Annotated in this window: 18 protein-coding genes; 4 read left to right on the top strand and 14 right to left on the bottom strand. The window is 54.9% G+C overall.

All coding sequences use genetic code 11. The annotated features are described in order from the left end of the window. Positions 1-39 precede the first annotated feature (39 nt). From RB298_RS11015 to RB298_RS11000, 4 genes are all read left to right on the top strand, one after another. Complete coding sequence (locus RB298_RS11015; protein WP_486047061.1) at positions 40-969, top strand: helix-turn-helix domain-containing protein; 930 nt, start codon at positions 40-42, stop codon at positions 967-969. Positions 970-1,094: 125 nt separating this feature from the next. Continuing rightward, positions 1,095-2,966, top strand: a complete 1,872-nt coding sequence (locus tag RB298_RS11010; protein ID WP_486047060.1) for a class I mannose-6-phosphate isomerase — start codon at positions 1,095-1,097, stop codon at positions 2,964-2,966. Next, positions 2,963-3,976, top strand: a complete 1,014-nt coding sequence (locus RB298_RS11005) for an ROK family protein (RefSeq protein ID WP_486047059.1) — start codon at positions 2,963-2,965, stop codon at positions 3,974-3,976. The genes RB298_RS11010 and RB298_RS11005 overlap by 4 nt, the downstream gene beginning before the upstream one ends. A gap of 13 nt (positions 3,977-3,989) precedes the next feature. Next, positions 3,990-6,485: a glycoside hydrolase family 38 N-terminal domain-containing protein gene (locus RB298_RS11000; protein ID WP_486047058.1), complete on the top strand. Its 2,496-nt coding sequence runs from the start codon at positions 3,990-3,992 to the stop codon at positions 6,483-6,485. A gap of 678 nt (positions 6,486-7,163) precedes the next feature. Here RB298_RS11000 and RB298_RS10995 read toward each other — a convergent pair. The 14 genes from RB298_RS10995 to rpmG form a co-directional block, all read right to left on the bottom strand. After that, positions 7,164-7,400 carry a DUF6953 family protein gene (locus RB298_RS10995; RefSeq protein WP_009592569.1) on the bottom strand — a complete coding sequence of 79 codons (237 nt, stop codon included), beginning with the start codon at positions 7,398-7,400 and terminating at the stop codon, positions 7,164-7,166. Positions 7,401-7,527: 127 nt separating this feature from the next. Next, positions 7,528-8,121: a YwiC-like family protein gene (locus RB298_RS10990; protein ID WP_486047057.1), complete on the bottom strand. Its 594-nt coding sequence runs from the start codon at positions 8,119-8,121 to the stop codon at positions 7,528-7,530. Between the two features lie 52 nt (positions 8,122-8,173). Further along, entirely contained in the window at positions 8,174-9,688 is a 1,515-nt protein-coding gene (locus tag RB298_RS10985) for a nitrate/nitrite transporter (protein WP_375120978.1), read from the bottom strand. Between the two features lie 154 nt (positions 9,689-9,842). Next, entirely contained in the window at positions 9,843-10,490 is a 648-nt protein-coding gene (locus RB298_RS10980) for a response regulator transcription factor (protein ID WP_009592555.1), read from the bottom strand. Then, positions 10,487-11,566, bottom strand: a complete 1,080-nt coding sequence (locus RB298_RS10975; protein WP_486047056.1) for a sensor histidine kinase — start codon at positions 11,564-11,566, stop codon at positions 10,487-10,489. Before RB298_RS10975 ends, RB298_RS10980 begins: the two co-directional genes overlap by 4 nt. After that, positions 11,563-12,027, bottom strand: coding sequence for a GAF domain-containing protein (locus RB298_RS10970; protein ID WP_486047055.1), 465 nt, complete (start codon positions 12,025-12,027; stop codon positions 11,563-11,565). Before RB298_RS10970 ends, RB298_RS10975 begins: the two co-directional genes overlap by 4 nt. Positions 12,028-12,079: 52 nt before the next feature. Continuing rightward, positions 12,080-12,772, bottom strand: a complete 693-nt coding sequence (gene narI, locus RB298_RS10965; RefSeq protein WP_009592621.1) for a respiratory nitrate reductase subunit gamma — start codon at positions 12,770-12,772, stop codon at positions 12,080-12,082. Further along, on the bottom strand, positions 12,759-13,337 hold the full coding sequence (narJ, locus tag RB298_RS10960; RefSeq protein WP_096773161.1) for a nitrate reductase molybdenum cofactor assembly chaperone: 579 nt from the start codon (positions 13,335-13,337) through the stop codon (positions 12,759-12,761). The genes narI and narJ overlap by 14 nt, the downstream gene beginning before the upstream one ends. Then, on the bottom strand, positions 13,330-14,865 hold the full coding sequence (gene narH, locus RB298_RS10955) for a nitrate reductase subunit beta (RefSeq protein ID WP_486047054.1): 1,536 nt from the start codon (positions 14,863-14,865) through the stop codon (positions 13,330-13,332). The genes narJ and narH overlap by 8 nt, the downstream gene beginning before the upstream one ends. Next, entirely contained in the window at positions 14,855-18,529 is a 3,675-nt protein-coding gene (locus tag RB298_RS10950) for a nitrate reductase subunit alpha (protein WP_486047053.1), read from the bottom strand. The genes narH and RB298_RS10950 overlap by 11 nt, the downstream gene beginning before the upstream one ends. A 259-nt stretch (positions 18,530-18,788) precedes the next feature. Then, the gene (locus RB298_RS10945) at positions 18,789-19,763 is read right to left on the bottom strand and encodes a Gfo/Idh/MocA family protein (protein WP_486047052.1); all 975 of its coding nucleotides are present in this window, start codon (positions 19,761-19,763) and stop codon (positions 18,789-18,791) included. Between the two features lie 555 nt (positions 19,764-20,318). Further along, positions 20,319-21,212 (bottom strand): alpha/beta hydrolase fold domain-containing protein, encoded by an 894-nt coding sequence (locus RB298_RS10940; protein WP_486047051.1) that lies wholly within the window; start codon positions 21,210-21,212, stop codon positions 20,319-20,321. Between the two features lie 196 nt (positions 21,213-21,408). Beyond that, positions 21,409-21,882 carry a hypothetical protein gene (locus tag RB298_RS10935; protein WP_096773156.1) on the bottom strand — a complete coding sequence of 158 codons (474 nt, stop codon included), beginning with the start codon at positions 21,880-21,882 and terminating at the stop codon, positions 21,409-21,411. A gap of 112 nt (positions 21,883-21,994) precedes the next feature. After that, entirely contained in the window at positions 21,995-22,144 is a 150-nt protein-coding gene (gene rpmG, locus RB298_RS10930) for a 50S ribosomal protein L33 (protein ID WP_009592608.1), read from the bottom strand. Positions 22,145-22,165: the final 21 nt, after the last annotated feature.

The following is a 22,165-nucleotide window of genomic DNA, read 5'->3' as shown; positions in this document are numbered from 1 at the left end:
AGATGACATTGCCTTATGAACGAAGGAGAACCATCTCCCATGCAAATCGATGACGATGCTTTCATCCCGTTATTCAAGCGGGCCAATTCCATATTAAATCGTACCTTGAGCCGTATTGAACAACAGGAGCTGAGCATCCGGATCCATTACTGGGGGTTCATGCCTCGCCACTACGACAATACAGAGCACAAGCATTCTTTTTTTGAAGCTTGTTACGTGTTAACAGGCAACGGAACCTATATCGAAGGCGAGAGAGAGTTTCATCTCCATTCGGGCACGCTGTTTCTCTCACGGCCGGGCGTCCAGCATCAAATAAGAAGCAAGGACGGCTTGGCCTTATGCTATGTCGCCTTTGAACCGGAAGAAAGGGCAACCGGCGAGTTTTATGCGGCCGCGTTCCGGTTGCTGGCCAAACAAGGCAATCCGGTGGTTGCAGAAGGTGCCCGGCAGGCGTCCGGATTATTGTGGCTTTCGCTGTTATCGCTGTTTCATACGGGTTCCGGCAAACAGCACCCGCCGCAAATGCTGAACAGTTTGGCCGCATCACTGATAGTATCCTTTCTGACCGTCCATGGCCCGGGCTTCCATCATGAGCCTTCCGGCGCCGAAGCAAACGATGAAGGAACCTCCATGTTTCATCAGGCCGAACTGTTTATCAAGGACAACCTCAACGAACCGCTCTCGCTGGAGCGCGTGGCGGGCCATCTCCACATCACGACCCGTCATTTAACCCGGCTGTTTCGCAAATACGGCCATCAATCCTTTGTCCATTATGTACAGGAGCAGCGCGTGCAGCAGGCAAAGCATATGCTCCTCCATACGGATCGCCAGATCAAGGAGATTGCCGTCAGCTGCGGATTCGAGTCCGTGCATTACTTCACCAGGGTATTTACGTCCAAACTTGGCGTAACCCCGGCCCGCTTCCGGCGCTCGCAGTTTTCGGAAGGACGCTACGACTCCGAGGTTTAGCGCCCAAGGCCCGCCGATGTCCTGATCGTACAAAAACACTTCCTCTTTTTATAAAGACGTATCCTCCCTTGCCTTCTACAATGAAGTCGTAACAGACATTCCGGAAGGGAGGATTCATCCAATCCATGAAACCTGCAACTGCCTTTCAATCACATCCGATCAATCCTGTGGATTTTCGCCACGAGCCCTTGTTCATGAATCAGGGGATCGACTCCTGGTGCTCGTTCATCATGTCGACCCACAAACAAAAATCGCAGCTTCATCCCCCCGAAAAGCGCGGCGTCTACATTACGCTTGACGGAACGCACGGTGCCGATTTCGATAAACTGCTGATCCACCTTCAGCAAACCTGCGAACAAGAGGGCATCGCCTTCTTAAGCGATTCGACGTCCCATTACGTAAAACCCGAAGCCGAGCTCCGGGCCGAGATGGCTCCTTATCTGACCGATAACCGGGCATTCGGCTATAAAGCCTCGGATGTCCGTCCCACTCAATATTTTCAGCCGGGCGCTAAGGCTGCCTTGCAAAAAAGCGCGCGTCAATTTGACGCGATGTGCGGCATTCACGTGCTGCACGGCCCGGGTGCCTCGCTGCTGGAAGGCAGAACTCCCGATCTTCGCTTCTACGCCGATTACTCCCGCGAAAACCAGCAGCGGCGCCATGCGGAGCGTATGGGCAGCTTCGGCCTCGGCATCTCGAGCGATAAGGTTGAGACCTACAAGAACTGCCTGTTTCTCGAATGGCCCGTCTGGGAGACTTACCGCCGGGACTGGCTGGACCATCATGTCCAGCATTCGGTCAACCAATCGTACTATATGGATTTGAATCGTTCGGAAGCTCCTGTCTGGCTGCCTGCAGCGAAATTGGCAAGCGTGCTGCATCAAGCGGCCCGGCAGCCGTTTCGGGTCAAGCCGTTTTTTGCCCCGGGGATATGGGGAGGGCAATACCTTAAGGAATTGTGCGGCCTTCCCGAAGAATGGCCGAACTGCGCCTGGAGCTTTGAACCCATCGCTCCCGAGAACACGCTGCTGCTGCGCGTGCAGAATGTCACCTTCGAGGTTCCGTTCACTTTGTTGATGGAGGCAGCCCCCCAGGAAATTATGGGAACGCGTAATTTCGAGCTGTTCGGCGATTATTTTCCGATCCGGTTTGACTATCTGGATACGATGCAGGGCGGCGAGCTGTCGCTTCAGGTGCATCCGCTGCAGGAATATGCAGAGGCGCAGTTCAATGAACATATGACACAGCAAGAGTCGTACTACATCATGCGTAATGTCCCGGGAGCCAAGGTGTATTTGGGACTGAAGGAAGGGATCACCGGCGGACGGCTCCTTGAAGCCGTCGAGAATGCCCATCTTCAGGAAGAGCCGCTGGAGCTCTCCGACTACGTTAACGAGTACCGCTCGCAAACAGGGGATCTCTACCTTATTCCACCGGGTACGGTCCACTGCTCCGGCAGGGATAATCTCGTGCTGGAAATCTCCTCGACCACCTGGTGGTTTACGTTCAAGATTTATGATTATCTGCGGCTGGACGCCGATGGCAAGCCACGCCCGATGAACCCTGAGCATGCGCGCCACAATATCAATGACGCCATGAATACGCCGGCAGTTGAGGACGGGCTTATCGCTAGGCCTTCCGTCGTAAGCCGTCAAGGCGGCAGCACGGAGGAACTGCTGGGACAACGGGAAGATCTTCTGTTCCAGGTCAGCAGGCTGAATTTGCAGGATACCTGGAAAGCGGATACCCAAGGAGAGTTCGTTATGTACAATCTCGTGGAAGGCGACCGCGTCCGCCTTGTACCGGCTGCGGACGAGGGTGGGGCCGTTGAATGGGGCTATGCGGAATCCTACATCGTTCCGGCATGTATAGGCGAATACCGATTGGAGAACCTGTCCGGATCCCCATGCACCTTGATTGCGGCCAGGGTCAACCCGGAATGGAATCTCCCGCTGCTTCCGCCTTCCCGGAGAGCGGCAAACGGAGAGTTTTCATGAACCGCCCTGATTGGGACGATCCGGGAAGCCCGTCTCCCCCTGCCCCCATCACCATAACGCTTGATGCCGGGGGAACCGCTTTGAAGGGGGCGCTGCTCGTGAACGGGCAGCTTGTCCCCGGCTCGTTCCTCATCCGGCCTTCGGCATCGCAAGGAACGGCGGAGGAAGCGATCGCCAGCTTCGCCGGCGCCTGCCATGATTTGTTACGCTTTTACGCCTCGGCCTTCCGGCCGGTGGACTATCGCGATTCGATCCGGATCGGCTTTGCCTTTCCGGGGCCCTTCGATTACGCAAAAGGCGTTGCCCTTCTTCAAGGCATCGGCAAATATGATGGGCTGTACAAACTGTCGGTTCGGGATCTGCTCCGTTCGAAGTTCCAGAGCCTCAAACCATCCTTTCCGGGTGCCATGATGAATCGTTTGACCGCTGCCGACATCCGGTTCGGGAACGACGCCTTCATGTTCGGGCTGGGCGCCTCCATCCGGTTCAGGGCGGAACGTCTCGTATGCCTGACGCTCGGTACGGGTCTCGGTTCGGCCTTCGTGGAGAATGGCCGGATCGTAGCCGGCAAGGACGGTATCCCTGGCAGCGGCATGCTGTATGCGGAGCCTTACCGGGACCACATCGTGGACAGCTATTTCGGGAGAAGAGGCATTCTGAGGATGGCCTCGGAGCGGGGACTCCTGACGGACGGAATCGACGTAGCCGATCTGGCGGAAGCGGCAACGCGAGGTAATGGGCAGGCCCGCGAATTATTCCGGGAATACGGCAGCAATCTGGGAGGCATGCTGCGGCCCTACCTATCCGGATTCCGGCCGGACCGCTTGGTGCTGGGCGGACAGATCTCGGGCAGCCTGCCCTTATGGGAAAGGGATATGCAGCTGGCCTTGGGTAGTACGCACAGCGTTCCAATCGACTGTCTCGAGGACGGTACGTCCGCGGTGTTTTACGGCATTGAGAAGCTGTTTGACGATACGGCGGGCGAACGATCCGCTCCATATTATCATTAGGAGGTCCTATCATATGAACAAGAACATATCACGCCAAGGAAGCCATAAACCCGCCCGTCCCTGGACGATCTATGCCATCCATCATTCTCACACGGATATCGGTTACACCGAGCGTCAGGAACGGATCGAGCAGTACCATGTCGATTTTATCCGCCAGGCTCTGGGCATCACGGATGCCGCACACCGCGGAGAACGTCCGGAATGGAAATCGTTCCGCTGGACTTGCGAAACATTCTGGGCGGTTGAGAAATTCCTCGAATCGGCCACAACGGAAGAAAAGGAGGCTTTTCAGCAAGCGGTAATCCGCGGTGATATCGAACTGTCCGGAACCTATCTCAACATGACGGAGCTCCCGGACTTCGACCTCCTTCTGCGCAATCACGGCAAGGCGCAAAGGTATGCAAACACTTTCGGACATCGGATCGACAGCGCCATGACCGCCGACATCAACGGGTACAGCTGGGGTTATGCGGATAGCCTGCTGCAAAATAACATCGAGCATCTGTTTTCCTGCATCCATACGCACCACGGCATGTATCCGCTGGGCCGCAAACAAACCCCGTTCTGGTGGGAAAGCCACAGCGGCGGCAGGCTGCTCGTATGGAACGGCGAGCATTACATGTTCGGCAACGAGCTCGGGTTCTGCCCTGACGCACTCGGCAAATACATCATCAAGGATGAGCTTCAGCATAATCTGATGGAGCCCGAGGAGCGGCACAACGACATTGCTGCCCTGCGGATTAACCGGTATTTATGGAATCTTGAGCAGGAGTCCTACCCGTATTCCTTCGTTCCCGTCATGGTCTCCGGCCTGGGTACGGACAATGCGTCCCCGAATGCCGACATTGCGGAATGGATAAGCGCATGGAATGAACAATACGGCGACCAAATCACCATTAAAATGGCCACGCTCTCCGAATTTTTTGCCGTCTTGAAGCAGGAGGATCTGTCCGCGCTTCCGGTGCACCGCGGGGATTGGCCGGACTGGTGGACCGATGGGGTCGCCTCCACGGCGATGCATACCCAGATTTACCGGGATGCCCAGCGCACGCTTCGCAAAGTCAAGCGTCTCGATCCGGGCCATGCAGCGGCGAGCCTCGCCGAGATCGAGGAGGCCTCGCAGGCGCTGACCATGTACGCCGAGCATACCTGGGGCTACCATTCCTCCGTGTATGAGCCTTGGCATCCGCAGGTGCAGATGCTGGAGGTGCGAAAGCAAGCCTATGCGGCGGAAGCCAGCAAGCTGGCTTACCGGGCGCTGGACCAAGCGCTCGTTGCCCGTCAGGGCGCACTGCTTGCCCCCCATCGTCCCCTCCGCTACGAGGTAATCAACACGGAGCCGGCTGAAGCAACGCTGCAGGTCACCATCCCACTGGATGGTTGGGAATACGTGATTCTGAAGAAAAGGTTCGAGCTCATCGACGAAACGACCGGGCAGCCGCTTCCGTACCAATTGACACATACGGGGGCACTCGTTACGGAGCTCACGCTTGAAGCGGGAGAGTCCCGGATATTGTTTATTCATGCGCCCGAATCGTCAGATGTTCTCGCTGCTTCCAGGAATATGGCGACCGCGCGGAATACCGAACCGATTGCGTGCGAAGGCATCGCCGACATTTGGACCCAGCCCTTGACTCCCTATCCGATCGTGGCGGGCAAGAGTTCGCTCGAATCCGACTTCTTCCGGATCGAATGGGAAATGAACAACGGCATTACGTCGTGGATCGATAAGACACGCTCGGCGGACCTGTTGGACGGCGAACGCGAGCACGGGGCATTCACCCCTCTCTACGAGGTTACGCCGGCACAGGATGAGTTTAATCCATCCGAAATATGCTCGACCCGCCGCCGCATGGGACGCAACCGGAAGGGCACCAACGTCCAGCGGGATGCCGGGCGCTTAACCCGGGCGACCGTGCTGGACAACGGACCGCTGTTTGCCCTGGTCGAGCTGGTGTTCGACGTGAAGGGGCTCAGCTACTATGCCCTCCACATCAAGATGTTTGCCAACCAGCCTCGTGTCGAGGTGTCCGTCCGCTTCCACAAGGACAGCGTTTGGCTGCCGGAAAATGTCTATGTGGCCCTGCCGTTCTCGCTGGGGACGGAAGCCGAGTTATACGCCGAAAAAGCCGGATGCCATGTCCGGCCTTGGAAGGATCAAATTCCTGGAAGCTGCCTCGATTACACCAGCGTGCAGGAGGGAATCTTCTGGCACTCGGCTAAAGACCGGGAAGCGTTGACCCTGTCCATGACAGACACGCCGCTCGTACAGCTCGGAACGCTGGAGCACGGGCCGCGCCAGCTTCACACCATGCAGCCGGCGGACAGCCGTCCTTCCACGTATGCCTGGATATTAACGAACTACTGGGAGACCAATTTCAAGGCTACGCTCGGCGGCTTCTACGAGTTCCGCTATGCGGTAGAACGCCATCGCCAGCTGGACCCCCAGCAAACGGCGAAGACGCTGCACGCCTCGACCGGACAATTCACGATCCATCGGATCCATTGATTCATGATGAGAACAGCTGCCCCATAAATAAGTAGGGTTGTTCACTTGACGGACGGTTCGTCAGATTAAAAAATGTGTCAAATGAAGTAATGACGGTGCTCAGGATATTATCCTTGCACCGCCATTTCTTGCTTTTCGGTTCGTTGCCGCCTTGAGCAGATTATCGGCAAGTGAAAGCCATCCCGGCATCTTCGATGGTTGAAAACAGCGTCTGGACTTTCTTCTGTAATTTCGCCTTGTGCTTGACAACCGCTTTACCACAGACGAACGTATAGCGGTTGGCATTGGCTTCGATCTTGGTACCGTTGACAAAATAGTGTTCCAACCGTTTCTTTCGTAAATGATAGGCAACACTTTCATTTTACCAAGAGACGGTTTTTTTCGTATGCTAATTAAAGTGAGGGATCTGCACAACGTAGCGGAGAGGACGAAACGATTCCGGACAAGCGAGAGCGGTCGCCTTTGTCCCCGAATTTCATCCTTGCTTAGAACCGTTCCAAGAAATTTGGGGGCAACAGCGATGGGAGGAACGATTCGTACTCGGAGCGCCTCCTAACAGAAAAAGAGAGCATCCCGCCAGATCTAAGATCTTTTGGGGCACCCTCGCTCTCATTAATATAAGGATGTGGCCTGCCGATCCGGCCTCTCCCGTCTTTTGATTATTCGGTTATAGCGGGATTACGTCCAGGCCCACATGAATCCGTCGCGATCCCAGGCAATCCGGCCGCCATGCAGTTTGCGGAAGGCCTTCTTCACGTCCTTGGACAGCGAAGCATTTCCATTCTCGTTCACGAAGACAAATTCTTCCCCGAAGTTCTCGCGTACATAACGGATGGCTTCCGTCTGATACAAATTGCCCGTAAACCGGATTTCCTCCACCATCCATTCGGCCACCTGCTGTGCTGTATATGCCATATTTGCATTCTTCCCTTCTGTATCCATTCCCTTATTATAACAGAATGGACGACAGAGTCGATTCGCATGGAAGCCGACCGAAGGCAGCCGTGCAATTTCGCCGTCGCGATAGCGAAAGCAGGTTACATCAAGATCCATGCCCGAGGAATATCGGCAGAATCAGCATCACCGAATGATACATGATGGCATATGCCGTCCAGCGCCTGTTTTTCCGCTCCCGAAATACGGATTTGACAAAGAATACGGTTCCCGTGAAATATAGGAAATTCAGAGCAACAACAGCAGCTAGCAGCTGATCGAAGCCTCCTCCTCCCAGCATGTATGCAGCGGCGCCTCCGGTACAGAACAGCAGGATCGCACAAATATCGTTCAGCAGCGCACGCTCCGCTTTGCGGAGGACATGCCAGACATTAACCATGATCAGCACGAGGAGGACCGGCGCAAACCAGAGCATCGACGGCTTGAGAACAAGTACCGGAACCAGAAACACGGCGGCAACAAGAGCATAAACGGTCCCCCAGGATATCCAGGTTTTGCGTTTGGCCGGGGTCTTTAAGGATTGCAGAAACGGATAGGACGCCATATATAGAAACAACCACGCCAAAAACAGCGGAAGGTGCAGAAGGGCCGGCTTGGCAGCCACCATTCCGATGAAATAAGGTACAGAGACCATGGCCCAGCCTCCATGCTCCCGCGGAATCACAATCCTCGTCTTTTTCATGCCTCTCTCCCTCTCCATCCATCAACTCGCACCGACAACGATTCATCTCTTGTCAGCCGCTCGAAGCATTGCCGGACGAATGGTATGTAATATCGCTAAAGGTACCTACATAATGAATGATGTCGCCGGATTCGTCCCTTACGGCATTAATGGTCAACAGCTCCAAATATTCCTCCCCGTTTTTCCTGCGGTTCCAAATCTCCCCCTGCCAGCTTCCGCGTTCCATGATTTCAGACCACATTGCGCGATAAAACGCCGGCGATTGCCTTCCGGACTTCAGCACGCTCGGATTTTTGCCGAGCACTTCCTCCTCCGAGTATCCCGTTAGCTTCGTGAATGCCGGATTGACGGCACTGATCCTTCCGCTTGGATCCGTTACCAGAATCCCTTGGCCGGTGGAGTTAAACACCTCGGATTGCACGGCAAGTTTGTCCTGGTAGTACATCCATACCACAACGACGAAGCTCGCAAGCGCAACCTGCGACAAAGCCATGAAGCCGATGGAATACTGCCCCGTAACCGAATGGATAAAGGAAAGCAGCAGCGGCGGAAAGAAACCGCCAAGACCGCCCATCATGGACACGATGCCATTCACGATGCCCGCCTGCTTGTTGAAATAAAGGGGCACGAGTTTGAAAATGACCCCGTTGCCGAGACCCGCACCAACGGCTATGGTTAAGCAGCCGGCCGTATACAAGCCGATGGACGGGGAGAATGCCAACAGGATAGCCGCAGCCGTCAGCCCCAGGAATACGCCCATTAATAAGAACAGCGGTTTAAATCGATCTGCAAGCCAGCCGCCGACGGGACGCAAAAAAGTCGCGATCATGATGAACCCGGCCGTCCGCATCCCGGCATCCACCTTGGCCAGCTCAAAATGAGAAACCAGGAAGTTCGGCAAGTACACCGTAAAGGCTACGAACGAACCGAAGGTAATGAAATAAAAAAGCGAGAAAAACCACAGTTTTTCATTCTTATATACACCCTTGATCTGTTCCATGACCGGTGTTTTCACCTTGATTTCTTTGCGGTCGCCTAAAAAAACATTGAATAATGCAAATATCAGCAGCAGGATCAAATACAGCTGGACGGTTTTTGACCATCCGATCCCCGTTGCGATGACCGGTGCGGCAAATGTCGTAATGGCTGTACCGATGTTGCCCATGCCGTAGATCCCATTGACCAGTCCCAGCTTCTCTTTTGCATAGTATTTCGGCAATGAGGTCACGCCCACCGAGAACACGGCCCCACCGATCCCAAGGAACAAGCCGCCGATGACCAGATGCGTAAAGGATGAAGCCACGCTGATAAAATAGACCGGAAACAGCAGCAGGATGAAGCTGGATATAAAAACAATTCGTGCTCCGACCACGTTGGCGTAATAGCCGAGCGGTATCCGCAGAACCGAGCCCAGGACCACCGGAATGGCCGTCAGAATGGCGATCCGGTCTGCCGGAATGGCGATATCTTCTCTTATGAACGGCAGGAGCGCGGAGATGATGACCCATACCATAAAACCAAGCACCAGATTCATTGTTTGCAGCGGAAGCTGCAGCTTTTTGATCATTCCCATCACCTTTTCCAAAGCGTAATGAATGGCATATTGATCCCCAGCTCCTATTGTACGTGCACCTATTCACAATGCGAATAGGGAAGTTCCCTGAATCTCTCCGGGGAACTTCCCTATTCCTTACCGCAATCACCCTGCTTATGCGCCATAATTAAAAATCCAGCAGTTTTTTCTTCAGCGCATATTCCACTAACTCCGGGCGGCTCTTCAATTTCAGCTTTTCCATGATTTTGGCCTTGTGCGCTTCCACCGTTTTGACCGATACAAATAGTTTTTCCGCGATTTCCTTGTTGCCATAGCCCTTCGCGATCAGCGGCAGGATTTCAATCTCCCGTTGGGACAGACTGTTGAACGGATCCTGCTCCGCGCTCTCGCTGTCTTTCTTGATAAATTCCCGGACCAGGGACGTGGCCATCTGGGGGTGGATGTAGGTTCCTCCCTTATGGACCATGCGGATGGCCGAAATCAATTCATCATCCGGCGCATTTTTGAGCACGTAACCCGAAGCCCCGTTCTTCAAAACATGGAACAGGTAATCGTCATCGTCATACATGGTCAGGATCAAAATTTTCGTTTCCGGAAATTCGCTGCTGATCTTGCCTGTGGCAATCAATCCGCTCTCGCCGGGAGGCATGCTTAAATCCATCAACAGCACATGCGGCCGGTGCTTGGCCACCATGGCGTATGCCTCGATGCCGTCTGCCGCCGTCGCGACGACCTCCATATCCTCTTGGTAATTCAGAATCATGGAAAATCCGCTGCGGACCACGGCATGATCATCCGCGATCACAATTTTCATGTTCCCCTCACCTCCGCCTTGCCGTTGCTCGTAAGCGGGATCTTCAGCTGAACCGTCGTCCCCTCGCCGGGAGCGGAAACCAAAGTAAACTGGCCACCGACGAGCTCAGCGCGTTCGCGCATTCCGTACAGCCCGAGTCCGGTTCCCTTGGCTTCGTCAATGATCATGTTAAATCCGGCGCCATCGTCCCGGACGGTTAACTGAAGGCAGCCGTTCTCCTCGCATAATCGGACATGAACCTCGTCCGTTCCCGAATATTTCAAGGCATTTAACACCGCTTCCTGGCAAACCCGGTACACCACCGTTTCAATCTCGCTGCCATAGCGGGCCGCCGCCAACTCGGCAGAGAATTCAACCAGCATGCCGTAATTCTTCCCGATCCATTTGAAATGGGAGCGGAAGGCAGCCTCCAGCCCCAAATCATCGAGGGAAGCGGGCCGGAGCTCGACCGACAAATGCCGGATATCATCCAGCAGCCTCGTTAAAGACGCCTCGGTCTGGTGCAGCTTCTTGAGCACATCCTCGCCCACATTCATATATTTAACGACGCGCAGGTCGACCAGCGAGCTTAAGAGCTCCTGAGCCACGCTATCGTGCAGCTCGCGCGAGATCCGCTTGCGCTCGTCCTCCTGTGCCTTGATGACGTATTTCAGCATATTCGTCCGCTGCAGCATTTCCTGCGTTTTCTGCTGCTTCGTCAGATCGAGGAGCATCATCACCCGGATGCCGCGGGCTTCATCGATGGTATGGTAACTGGCCGCATAAGGAACAATTCCTTCGGACCGCGTCTTCAGATAGACTTGGAACGACGAGAATTCTCCATCCGGATAATCCAGATAGCATTTGGAGCAGGAGATGAGATCCTGTTCGTCGGTGTACCCTTCGCAGGTCTGGCAGAAGGACCCGTCCTGTCCGGAGTGCATCCTCTCGATCACTTCAATGTCAAGGATATTCTCCGCAGCCGGATTCATCGCGACCACGCTGCCGTCCTCGTCCATAAAAAAAATGGCTTCCATGCTATTCTGATACATGTTTCTCAGCAATTCGCTCAGATGCTCATCCGTCATTTGAATCACGGCCGTGGTACCTCCTTGGCATAAAAAGCGCCAAATTCCGTCCCTATACCTTCCTGAAAAGACGCAAAGGCCTTGTGATCCAGCATGTTCTCCTTACGGTATCCCACAAGCAAAACCCCCATGACGCGCGTGCCTTCCCACAGCGGTATGGCACCGAGGCTCTTCAGCTGCTCTGCAACGATAATCGGATAATTATACAAGTCCCTTGATTCAATATCCGCATTCACATTCGGGATCAGCATCGGTTTCCCGGTCTTAAACACCATGCCGGCGATGCCCTTGCCGGAATGCAGCACGATGCGCTTGTACCTCTCGTTGATGTTTCCCGAGGCATACTGCCAGGTCAATACAAATCGGTCTTCAGCCGGCTGCACCAATGCCATGGACACGAAATCGAAATGAAACCGGGTCCGAAGCTTATCCATTTCACGTTGGTAATCATAGATCGGCTGATTCTTCATCCCCATTACTCCTCTGACGTAGAAAAGAAGGCTAAAGAAGCCTTCTCTCGTCCTACGACTCAAATTTGCGGTGCTTTCTATACAGGATATATCTTCTGCCCACATAATTCAACGGAACACTCCACACATGGACCAGACGGGTAAACGGCCACAAACCGAAAATACCAAATCCCGCAAGAATGTGAATTTTGAACGACAGCGGCACATCCTCCATCAGCGAAGCCTCCGGTCGGAACATAAACAGTCCGCGGAACCAGACCGAGACCGTTTCCCGATAATTGAATTCCGGCTGCACCGCGTTTGTGACCAGCGTGCTGTACATCCCCATGAAGACGATAAACAGCAGGAGGACATTGACCACCATATCGGAAGCGGTGCTGAGTTTTCGGACATTTCGGATGGCAAACCGTCTGGCGGTCAACAAGATCATGCCCCCCAGCGTTAAAAAGCCGAACGCGCTTCCGATATACACCGCGCCGATATGGTACATATGGTCGCTGACGCCGAGCGACTCCATCCAGGATTGGGGGATGGCCAGGCCGGCCACGTGTCCCCCGATAACCGGAATGATGCCAAGATGGAACATGAGGCTGCCCAGCTTGAGATGTTTTTTCTCGATAAACTCGCTGGATTTTGCCGTCCAGTTAAACTGGTCCGTACGATAACGGTAAATATGACCGACGATAAATACAACGATGCATACATAGGGGAAAATGACCCACAAAAATTGATCAATCATGTTCATGAGCGGCAGCCTCCTGACTGAGACACGCCTTGAACGTGCCGCGAAGCCCTTGAACGAGATAAGCATACGGGCTGTTATACTTCTCCAAGGCTTTCAGCAGATGATAGGTGCCGTCTTCCATGACGGCCATCATCAAATTCAGGCTCTCCGCGGCTTCCTTCTCGCGGCCCTGCCAGGGCGCCGCGTACAAAAACTCGCACATCAGCGGAAGATAATCCGACAATTCCGAGCCTTCGATGCCAAGGCCAAACATCTCATACGTCTCCTTAAGCCTGGCGAGCATCTGCCCGCGTTCCCGGCCGTCCTCGAATTTGTAATAGGTCATATACAATGTGGATTTCGCCTGAAAGTCGAAGGTCTGGACATACAGCTCTTCAATCTCCTCCATGCTGTATTCATGCATGATCGTCCAATACGTTCTGACGGATTCATAGGCCGGATCGGCGGAGTCAAGCAGCTCCTCCATGACGGACGGATGGAAATCCAGCTTTTCCGGATACGTGAGCTGCTGAGCAAAAAAACCGAAAACATGTTTACAATCATGCAGCTTTCCGAGATTAATCACGCCAGATCCCTCCATAGAAATTTTCTTCGTACAGCTCCTTGCCGGTTTTGCCCTGCAGACCTTCCGGACCGCAGCCGCCGCAGCTCGCGCCGAATCCTTCAGAGCCCTGGGAACGGTAGACATCCATATGGCTTTCTTTATGGGAAGTCGGAACAACGAACCGGTCATCGTATTTCGCGATGGCAAGAAGCCGGTACATCTGCTTCATTTGATGGGCAGTCAGGCCGACCCGTGCCAGACGAGTCTCATCAAACTCGGCCCCCGACGATTGTGCGCGCATATAAGAACGCATCATCGCCATTCTTTGCAGGGCTTCCTTCACCGTGACCGTGTCGCCTGCCGTGAGCAGATTCGCGAGGTACTGGATCGGCGTGCGCATCTCCTCGATCGCCGGGAAAATCATGTCCGGATTCTCGATGGAATCCCTGCCTTCAAAATAGTTCATGATCGGGCTGAGCGGCGGCACGTACCATACCATCGGCAGCGTCCGGTACTCCGGATGAAGCGGGAAGGCCAGCTTGTATTCGATGGCGAGCTTATAGACCGGGGAGTTTTGGGCCGCCTCGATCCATTCCTCGGACAGTCCGTCTTTGCGCGCCTGCTCGATCACCGCCGGATCATGCGGATCAAGGAACAGGCTGCATTGCGCCTGATACAGATCCTTCTCATCCGGCGTCGAGGCTGCTTCCTGTACGCGGTCCGCGTCATAGAGCAGCACGCCCAAGTAACGGATACGTCCTGTGCAGGTTTCGGAGCATACCGTTGGCAGCCCTGCTTCGATTCTGGGGAAACAGAAGGTGCATTTCTCGGCCTTGTTCGTTTTCCAGTTGAAGTACACCTTTTTGTAAGGACAGCCGGTCATGCAGTACCGCCAGCCGCGGCAGGCCTCCTGATCCACCAGCACGATGCCGTCCTCGTCCCGCTTGTACATCGCACCCGACGGACAGGACGCCACGCAGCTCGGGTTCAGGCAGTGCTCGCACAGGCGGGGCAAATACATCATGAACGCCTGCTCAAAGTTGAATTTGATCTCTTCCTCGATCTTTTCGATATTCGGATCCTTCGGACCGGTCACGTGGGCGCCCGCCAGATCGTCTTCCCAGTTCGGGCCCCATTCCAGATTCATCGTTTCGCCGGTCACGGCCGATTTCGGGCGGGCCACCGGCTGATGTTTCTTCTCCCCGGCATTCGTCAGATGTTCATAGTTATACGTCCAGGACTCATAGTAGTCTTTCATTTCCGGCATGTCCGGATTGTAGAAAATTTTGCCGAGCGCGATTTTGGACAGCTTGCTGCCGGATTTCAGCTGCAGCTTGCCCTTTTTCAGCGTCCAGCCTCCCTTGTACTTCTCCTGGTCTTCCCAGCGGATCGGGTAGCCGACGCCCGGCTTCGTTTCCACGTTGTTGAACCACATGTATTCCGCGCCCGGACGGTTCGTCCAGGTGCTCTTGCAGGTGACGCTGCACGTATGGCAGCCGATGCATTTATCCAAATTCATGACCATGGCGACCTGCGCTTTAATCTTCAAGCCAATCCACCTCTTTCATTTTGCGGACAGCCACGTACACATCCCGCTGGTTGCCGATCGGTCCGTAGTAGTTGAATCCATAGCTGAGCTGGGCGTAGCCCCCGACCATCTGGGTCGGCTTCACATGGATTCTCGTCGGCGCGTTGTGGCTGCCGCCGCGATCCTTCGTGATTTCCGAGCCCGGCACGTTGATGTGTTTGTCCTGCGCGTGATACATGTACATCGTGCCTTTCGGCATCCGGTGGCTGACGACGGCGCGGGCGGTGACGACCCCGTTGCGGTTGTATACTTCCAGCCAGTCGTTGTCCTGGATGTCGTTTGCCGCCGCGTCGTCATTGTTGATCCATACCGTCGGGCCGCCGCGGAACAGCGTCAGCATGTGCAGGTTATCCTGATACGTGCTGTGAATGTTCCATTTGCCGTGCGGCGTCAAATAGCGGAGCACCAGCGTATCCTTGCCCCCGGTAATCTGCTTGTCGCGCGGGCCGAACACCATCGGCGGAAGCGTCGGTTTATACACCGGCAGCGCTTCGCCGAACTGCAGGAAGATTTCGTGGTCGATATAAAAATGCTGCCTGCCGGTCAGCGTGCGGAACGGCACGAGCCGCTCGATGTTCGTCGTGAACGGCGAGTATCTTCTTCCCATTTTGTTCGAGCCGCTGAACACCGGCGTCGGAATGACTTCCCGCGGCTGGGCCGTGATGCTCTGGAACGTGATGCGCTCCGCCACGCGGTCCGCGGAAATATCCTTCAGCTGCACGCCGGTATCCTGCTCCGCCGATTCCCATGCCCGCTGCGCTACTCTTCCATTCGTAGCCGAAGACAGATTCAGAATGGCATCCGCCGCATGTCTTGCGGTATGAAGCTTCGGCAGGCCATTTTTGATGGAGTCGTCATAATAAGTTCCGTTCAAGCGCTTCAGCTCTTCATACTCCTCGGCAACCGAGAAGCTGACGCCGTGCGCCCCGACTTTGCCTGTGGCCAGATTCGGCCCGAGCGTCACATATTTATCGTAAATTTTCGTATAATCGCGTTCGACCACCGTCAGGTTCGGCATCGTTTTGCCCGGAACCGCTTCGATCTCGCCCTTGCGCCAATCCTTCACCTCACCGTACGGCTGGGCGATCTCGCTTGCCGAGTCATGGGCCAGCGGGCTTGTCACAAGATCCTTGTATACGCCGGGCAGATGCATTTTGGCCATGTCCGAGAAGACTTCAGCGATCGTTCTGTAAATATCCCAGTCCGAACGCGATTCCCAGAGCGGATCCACCGCCGGGTTGAACGGATGGACGAAGGGGTGCATGTCGGTGGAGGATAAGTCGGTTTTCTCGTACCAGGTCGCTGCCGGCAGCACCACATCGGCATACATCGGCGTCGAGGTCATCCGGAAATCGAGCGCGACCAGCAGATCCAGCTTGCCTTCCACGTCCTCGCGCCACACCATTTCCTCCGGCTTATCCTCTTCGTTCGGCGTCGAGAGCAAGCTGTCCGAAGCGCCCAGCAAATGCTTCATGAAGTATTCCTGCCCTTTAGCCGAGCTCGAGATCAGGTTCGAGCGCCATACGAACAGCGATCGCGGGAAGTTTTCCGGCGCACCCGGATCTTCGGCCGCAAATTTGGTATCCCCTGACACGATTTGTTCAAGCGTGTGCTTCACGATGTCTTCATTGCTCGTTTTCCCCTGCAGCGCCGCTTCCTGGGCAAACGTCAGGCTGTTCTTGTTGAACTGCGGATAGGACGGAAGCCAGCCGAGCCTGGCGGCAAGAACGTTGTAATCTGCCGGATGCCGGTACCGGATCTCCCCGCCCGTCGGCGATTTCAGGGAATCGGCCCCCATTTCTTCGTATTTCCACTGGTCGGTCGCAAAATAGAAGAACGAAGTGGCATTTTGCTGCCGCGGCGGTCCCTGCCAGTCTTTGGCGAAGGCAACCGTGGACCAGCCCTCGATCGGACGGCATTTCTCCTGCCCCACGTAATGTGCCCAGCCGCCGCCGTTCACGCCCTGGGAAGCCGTCAGAATGACCAGGTTCAGAATGGAGCGGTAGATCGTGTCGCTGTTGAACCAGTGGTTAATGCCCGCACCCATGATGATCATGGAGCGGCCGCCGGTATCCAGCGAATTCTGCGCGAATTCTCGGGCGATTTGAACGACGACCGAAGCCTTCACGCCGGTAATGTTCTCCTGCCAGGCCGGGGTGTAGTCGAATTCGGCATCTTCATATCCCGAAGCCGCAAGCCCGCTCTCCGCTTGCCCTATCCCATATTGGCTCAGCATCAGATCGTATACCGTGGCGGCGAGACGCTCGGTTCCGTCGGCCAGCTGAATTTTCTTCGCCGGAATTTGGCGTTTGAAGGTGCCGTTGGCCCGGTTATCAAAGAACGGGAAACGGATCGTCTGCCGCTCCGCTCCCTGGGACTCCACGGAAAGCGCCGGTGCAATGACCGACCCGTCTTCGCGTTCCAGAATCAGGTTCCATTTCTTGTCCTGCTCCCAGCGCTGGCCCATCGTACCGTTCGGAACGATGATTTCATTCGTGTTCTCGTCGATAATCACCGGCTTCCACTCGGCATGCTGCGAGGCATCGCCCAAATCGCTTGCCCGCAGGAAGCGGCCGGCCTTGTACCCCCCCTCAAACTCATCCAGGAGAATCAGGAAAGGCATATCCGTATATTGTTTCGCATAATTCAGGAACATCGGCTCCTGACGCTCATGATAGAACTCCTTCAAAATGACATGCGTCATGGCCTGTGCAATCGCCGCATCGGTCCCGGGGTTCGGGGCCAGCCAGTTGTCGGCGAATTTGACATTCTCGGCATAGTCCGGCGCGACCGACACGACCTTGGTCCCTTTGTATCGCACTTCCGTCATGAAATGGGCGTCCGGCGTACGCGTTAACGGCACGTTCGAACCCCACATGATCAGGTAGCCCGCATTGTACCAGTCGCTCGATTCCGGCACGTCGGTCTGCTCTCCCCAAATTTGCGGGGAAGCCGGCGGCAGGTCGGCATACCAGTCGTAAAAACTCAGCATTTCGCCGCCCAGCAGGGAGATGAACCTTGCCCCCGAAGCGTAGCTGATCATGGACATCGCTGGAATCGGCGTGAAGCCGGCGATGCGGTCCGGGCCGTACTTGCGGATCGTATAGATTAACTGGGCGGCGATCAGCTTCGTGGCTTCCTGCCAAGATACACGAACGTGACCGCCCTTTCCCCGTGCTTGTTTATAGGATTTGGATTTCGCCGGATCTTCGACGATGCTGGCCCAAGCGGCGATCGGATCGCCGTGCTCGTTCAATGCCTCTTTCCACATATGCCACAGCCGGCCGCGCATGTAAGGGTATTTCACCCGCAGCGGACTGTATTCATACCAGGAGAAAGACGCCCCGCGCGGACATCCCCGCGGTTCGAATTCCGGTATATCCGGCCCGCAGGAAGGATAATCGATCTGCTGGTTTTCCCAGGTGATGATCCCGTTCTTTACGAACACTTTCCAGCTGCAGGAGCCTGTACAGTTCACGCCGTGAGTGGTCCGCACCACTTTGTCGTGCGACCAGCGCTTGCGGTACATATCCTCCCATTCCCTGCTTTTTTCCTCCAGAACGGACCAATTGCCAGAGTAGCTTTCCATTCTCTTGAAGAACTTCAGCCCCGACTTTCGTCTCATAGGACACTTCAACTCCTTCTGCTTGAATGACAATGATTGGGGAATCAATGTGCCGTTCTTCGTATAGCTTCATTATGAGCGGCCTCACCCTCGGTTCCTATTAGGGAAACTCCTATATTCCTTCGAGAATTCCCTTGGTTAACGTCAGGCGGCGATCCGAGCACGGATCGTCTTGCGAAACGAAAAAAAGGTGTCCCGCAAGATCTGATGATCTTGCGGGACACCTTGGGATTCTGTTGCGACCGCTGGATGTTTAGGATCATTCCCCGATCTTCACCGGGACCCCCGTTTCGGCCGACTGCAAAGCAGCAAAGGTAATTTCCATGGTTTTAAACGCATCCTCGTAGGAGGATAAGATTCCGGAGGCATCGCCGGTGCGAACCGCATGGATGAACGCTTCGTTCTCCCGAAGATACGGATTAGCCGCATTGCGGTATTCCGTCGTTCGTCCTTTTTCCTTGACGATGAGTTTATCGGATTGAATGCCGATGACCCCCTGCTCCGTATAAATATCCAAGCCAGCCCGATCCGACTCCGGCAGCATGCAGGTATTGGAGATCGTTGCCACGGCGCCGGATTTTAATTTCAGCGTCGCAGTGCCCACGTCGTGTACCGTTACCCCCTCATGAACATCCTTCATCGCTCGATGGGCAAAAGCCGCATACACTTCATCCGCTTCGCCCAGCAGGCAGCGAAGGAGGTCAACCATATGGGTGGTTTGCTCAATGAATTGCCCTCCCGAGCCTTCCTGCTGTCTCCACCAGTACACCTGCGGCATGTCTCCCAACCAGTAGCCAAGCGCCATCCCGATCTTCCGGCCTTCCAGCAGCTCGGCGGCCTTGATGGCCGCATCCGTATAACGGAAATGATACCCTGCAGACGTAATTAAACCGGCCTTCTTCACCTTATGCAGAATCTGCCGTGGCGCATCCAGGTTCGTGCCCAGCGGCTTCTCGACCAGAAAAGGAATGCCCCGCTCCGCCACCTGGGCTTCGATCTCTCCGTGCGCAAACGGCGGAACGCAGATATAAACCGCATCGGGCTTGGTTGCATCCAGCATCTGCTCAACGTTGCTGTACGCCTTGGCCCCGGCATAGCCCCGCGCCGCTTGTTCCGCTTTCTCCTGACTCGTCCCGACAAAGGCGGCAACCTTCACTCCGTCCATGTTGGACACAATATCTGCATGCACTCTGCTGAACCAGCCTGTACCGATCATTCCTATGTTGAATGCCATCTGATCCTAAAACCTCCCCTTCCATTAGAGACGATGCCCTGTTCTTCTTCATTATCATAGTACCGGAAAAGCCCGGCAAGCATCATGTTTCGTCGGCCTTGTCCTCAATTCCTTTATTTGAATAAAAAAAGCCCGCTCTTCGGTCATGGACCGGGAGCGGACTCAGCCTATCTGAAAATCATCCATATCACAATAAACGCTATTAACGAAACAAGATAAATGATGAGCAGCTTCGTGAGATTGGTTCTCGTTTTCCGCTCATAGTTCGGGTTTGCCTTCTTATTCTCCTGAGATAATCCTACTAGAAGCGTTGATATTCCTCCAATTAATGCCAGCGCAATGACGATAATATACATAACCAACCACAAACAACCCCATTCGATTATTCATTATATACAATCTATTATAGAACCTGAGGCTTCAGGATCAACCTATATCATCATGAAATGGTCGTTTCTGCCTCATTATAATGAACAATCGGCCGATGCACACCATCCAATTGAGCGACAGTTGTGACCATCCAATTGGATGGCGGGTCACCCTCCATTTCGGCTTTCAACCTTCGCGCGCCGTCCATTGATGCAGCCGTTCCAGTGCCTCATCGGCTTCAGGCATCGGAAACAGAGGCCACACATGCATCATGTTCTCGTATTCCCAGTACTCGGTATCGACGCCTTCCCGGGCCATCTTATCGCGCAGCAGGCGAGCGTCCGGCAGCAGGGAATCGTCGGTTCCTGCGAGAATGACCGTGCGGGGAAGGCTTCTCATCTCGCCAAACAGAGGACTGACCGCAGGATGGTCCATCGGAAGGCCTCCTGCATACATCCTTCCTACCGCTCCGAGCCCGGCCGGCTGGAGAAAGACGTCGCGCTGCGGGATGCCGAGCGCGGATATCTGCGGATTGTCCGTGGCTGCATCCACCCATGGCGAGATCAGAATCAGCCCCTGTGCCTGCAGCGGCGTCTCCTTGACCGACTGGGCCATGTCGAGAGCCAGCGCGCCGCCGGCCGAATCGCCCATAAGAAGTACCGGGCTCCCGGCCTGGGCGCATACGTGCACGTAAAACTCGCGCATCAGCCCCGTCAGCGTTTTCGCATCGGCAGCCGGAACGGTGGGGTAATTGGGTAGGATGACGGTGAAACCGGTTCGTTTCGTCCACTGCCTGGCAAACGCGAAGTGTGGCGGCAGAATCTCTTCGATATAGGCTCCGCCGTGCAAATAAACGACGGTCCCCCGTTCCTTCGTGCCATGCGATACATAATAATTCATGCTTGCGCCCGATCCGCTATGGAAACGGCGGGTCTCAAATCCTTCCTGTTCCTCGGACAACGCAGGATATGGAGGCAATGTTTCGATATACTGCCGAATCGTTCCGGCATGTTCCCATTTATGATGAAATCCCTCGGCGGTCAGCTGCTCTTTTACAGCCGTACTCTCTTTACTCGGCATATGGTTTTCTCCCCTTTGCTGGACGTTATCGATATAGGGCAGGCTGGTGCGTGTCCTGCTTCAATATATCACCGCACGCGGCACGGCCGCTGTGGCAATTGATACAGAAGCGTTAACCAATGGGGTAGTCCGAGACTAAGCTGCTCAAGGCTCTGAGCCGGCTAAACGATGATACCCTATGTAAAAGCCCCGCATGCTACCGGGCTGAATCGCTCAGTAATTGATCCGCGCTGCGCTGCAGAAGAAGGCAGAAGGACCGGTTATGTCCGATAAAAAACGACGATACGTCATAGCGATGACGGGCTGGCTCATAAGTAATCAGAGCGCGATGCTTCATATTTTCGATAAGTATGTCAGCGAACCGCTCCGCTGGACCCTTTGCGAAAAAGGTTAGGTAGGCGTACAGGGAATGATCCACGGGCTCATCGAGAGGGCTTACGCCCGCGCAGGAAAACTCGGTCTCCAAGCCCGCCTGCTGCAGCGACATCAATATCGGATACAATTGCTCGTCGACAGGGGCATTGCCGAACAACCGCGTGCGTTTGGGCTGTTTGCGTACCTTGGGTCTGTTGATCCACTCGTTTAGCTCCTGCCTTCTCCGTCTCCACTGTTCCGGGGTATGTGCGCTTAGGAGCATCTCTCCGCCGGAATCCTGTCGTTCCTGGTTCATCCCGTCCATCCCCCTCATTGACATGGTCTCTTGCTGTTACTTTTAGTGTAGTCCCATTTCGTTTGAAGTCAAATAAGCCGGACGGCTGGTCCGGCTTGCGTTAAAGCATGCGCTAACGGGTTTCCCGATGCAGCGTCACCCGCTTCAAACGCGGACAATATTTGCGCAATTCCATCCGCTCCGGGTGATTTCGTTTATTTTTGGTCGTTGTATAGTTACGGTCTCCCGTTTCCGTGCATGCCAATGTTATGGTCACTCGCATATTCAGCACCTCCTGCCTTTT

It is taken from the genome of Priestia sp. BR_2 (assembly GCF_041954005.1).
GTDB lineage: Bacteria > Bacillota > Bacilli > Paenibacillales > Paenibacillaceae > Paenibacillus_AQ > Paenibacillus_AQ lautus_A.
Note: the sequence above shows the minus strand (reverse complement) of the source record. Positions and strands in the feature narration are given on the sequence as shown.

Excerpts from the sequence above, each read along its gene's own strand:
- RB298_RS11015 (WP_486047061.1), top strand. The coding sequence starts at position 40 with ATGCAAATCGATGACGATGCTTTCATCCCGTTATTCAAGCGGGCCAAT.
- RB298_RS11010 (WP_486047060.1), top strand. The coding sequence starts at position 1,095 with ATGAAACCTGCAACTGCCTTTCAATCACATCCGATCAATCCTGTGGAT.
- RB298_RS11005 (WP_486047059.1), top strand. The coding sequence starts at position 2,963 with ATGAACCGCCCTGATTGGGACGATCCGGGAAGCCCGTCTCCCCCTGCC.
- RB298_RS11000 (WP_486047058.1), top strand. The coding sequence starts at position 3,990 with ATGAACAAGAACATATCACGCCAAGGAAGCCATAAACCCGCCCGTCCC.
- RB298_RS10995 (WP_009592569.1), bottom strand. The coding sequence starts at position 7,400 with ATGGCATATACAGCACAGCAGGTGGCCGAATGGATGGTGGAGGAAATC.
- RB298_RS10990 (WP_486047057.1), bottom strand. The coding sequence starts at position 8,121 with ATGAAAAAGACGAGGATTGTGATTCCGCGGGAGCATGGAGGCTGGGCC.
- RB298_RS10985 (WP_375120978.1), bottom strand. The coding sequence starts at position 9,688 with ATGATCAAAAAGCTGCAGCTTCCGCTGCAAACAATGAATCTGGTGCTT.
- RB298_RS10980 (WP_009592555.1), bottom strand. The coding sequence starts at position 10,490 with ATGAAAATTGTGATCGCGGATGATCATGCCGTGGTCCGCAGCGGATTT.
- RB298_RS10970 (WP_486047055.1), bottom strand. The coding sequence starts at position 12,027 with ATGAAGAATCAGCCGATCTATGATTACCAACGTGAAATGGATAAGCTT.
- narI (WP_009592621.1), bottom strand. The coding sequence starts at position 12,772 with ATGAACATGATTGATCAATTTTTGTGGGTCATTTTCCCCTATGTATGC.
- RB298_RS10950 (WP_486047053.1), bottom strand. The coding sequence starts at position 18,529 with ATGAGACGAAAGTCGGGGCTGAAGTTCTTCAAGAGAATGGAAAGCTAC.
- RB298_RS10945 (WP_486047052.1), bottom strand. The coding sequence starts at position 19,763 with ATGGCATTCAACATAGGAATGATCGGTACAGGCTGGTTCAGCAGAGTG.
- RB298_RS10940 (WP_486047051.1), bottom strand. The coding sequence starts at position 21,212 with ATGCCGAGTAAAGAGAGTACGGCTGTAAAAGAGCAGCTGACCGCCGAG.
- RB298_RS10935 (WP_096773156.1), bottom strand. The coding sequence starts at position 21,882 with ATGAACCAGGAACGACAGGATTCCGGCGGAGAGATGCTCCTAAGCGCA.
- rpmG (WP_009592608.1), bottom strand. The coding sequence starts at position 22,144 with ATGCGAGTGACCATAACATTGGCATGCACGGAAACGGGAGACCGTAAC.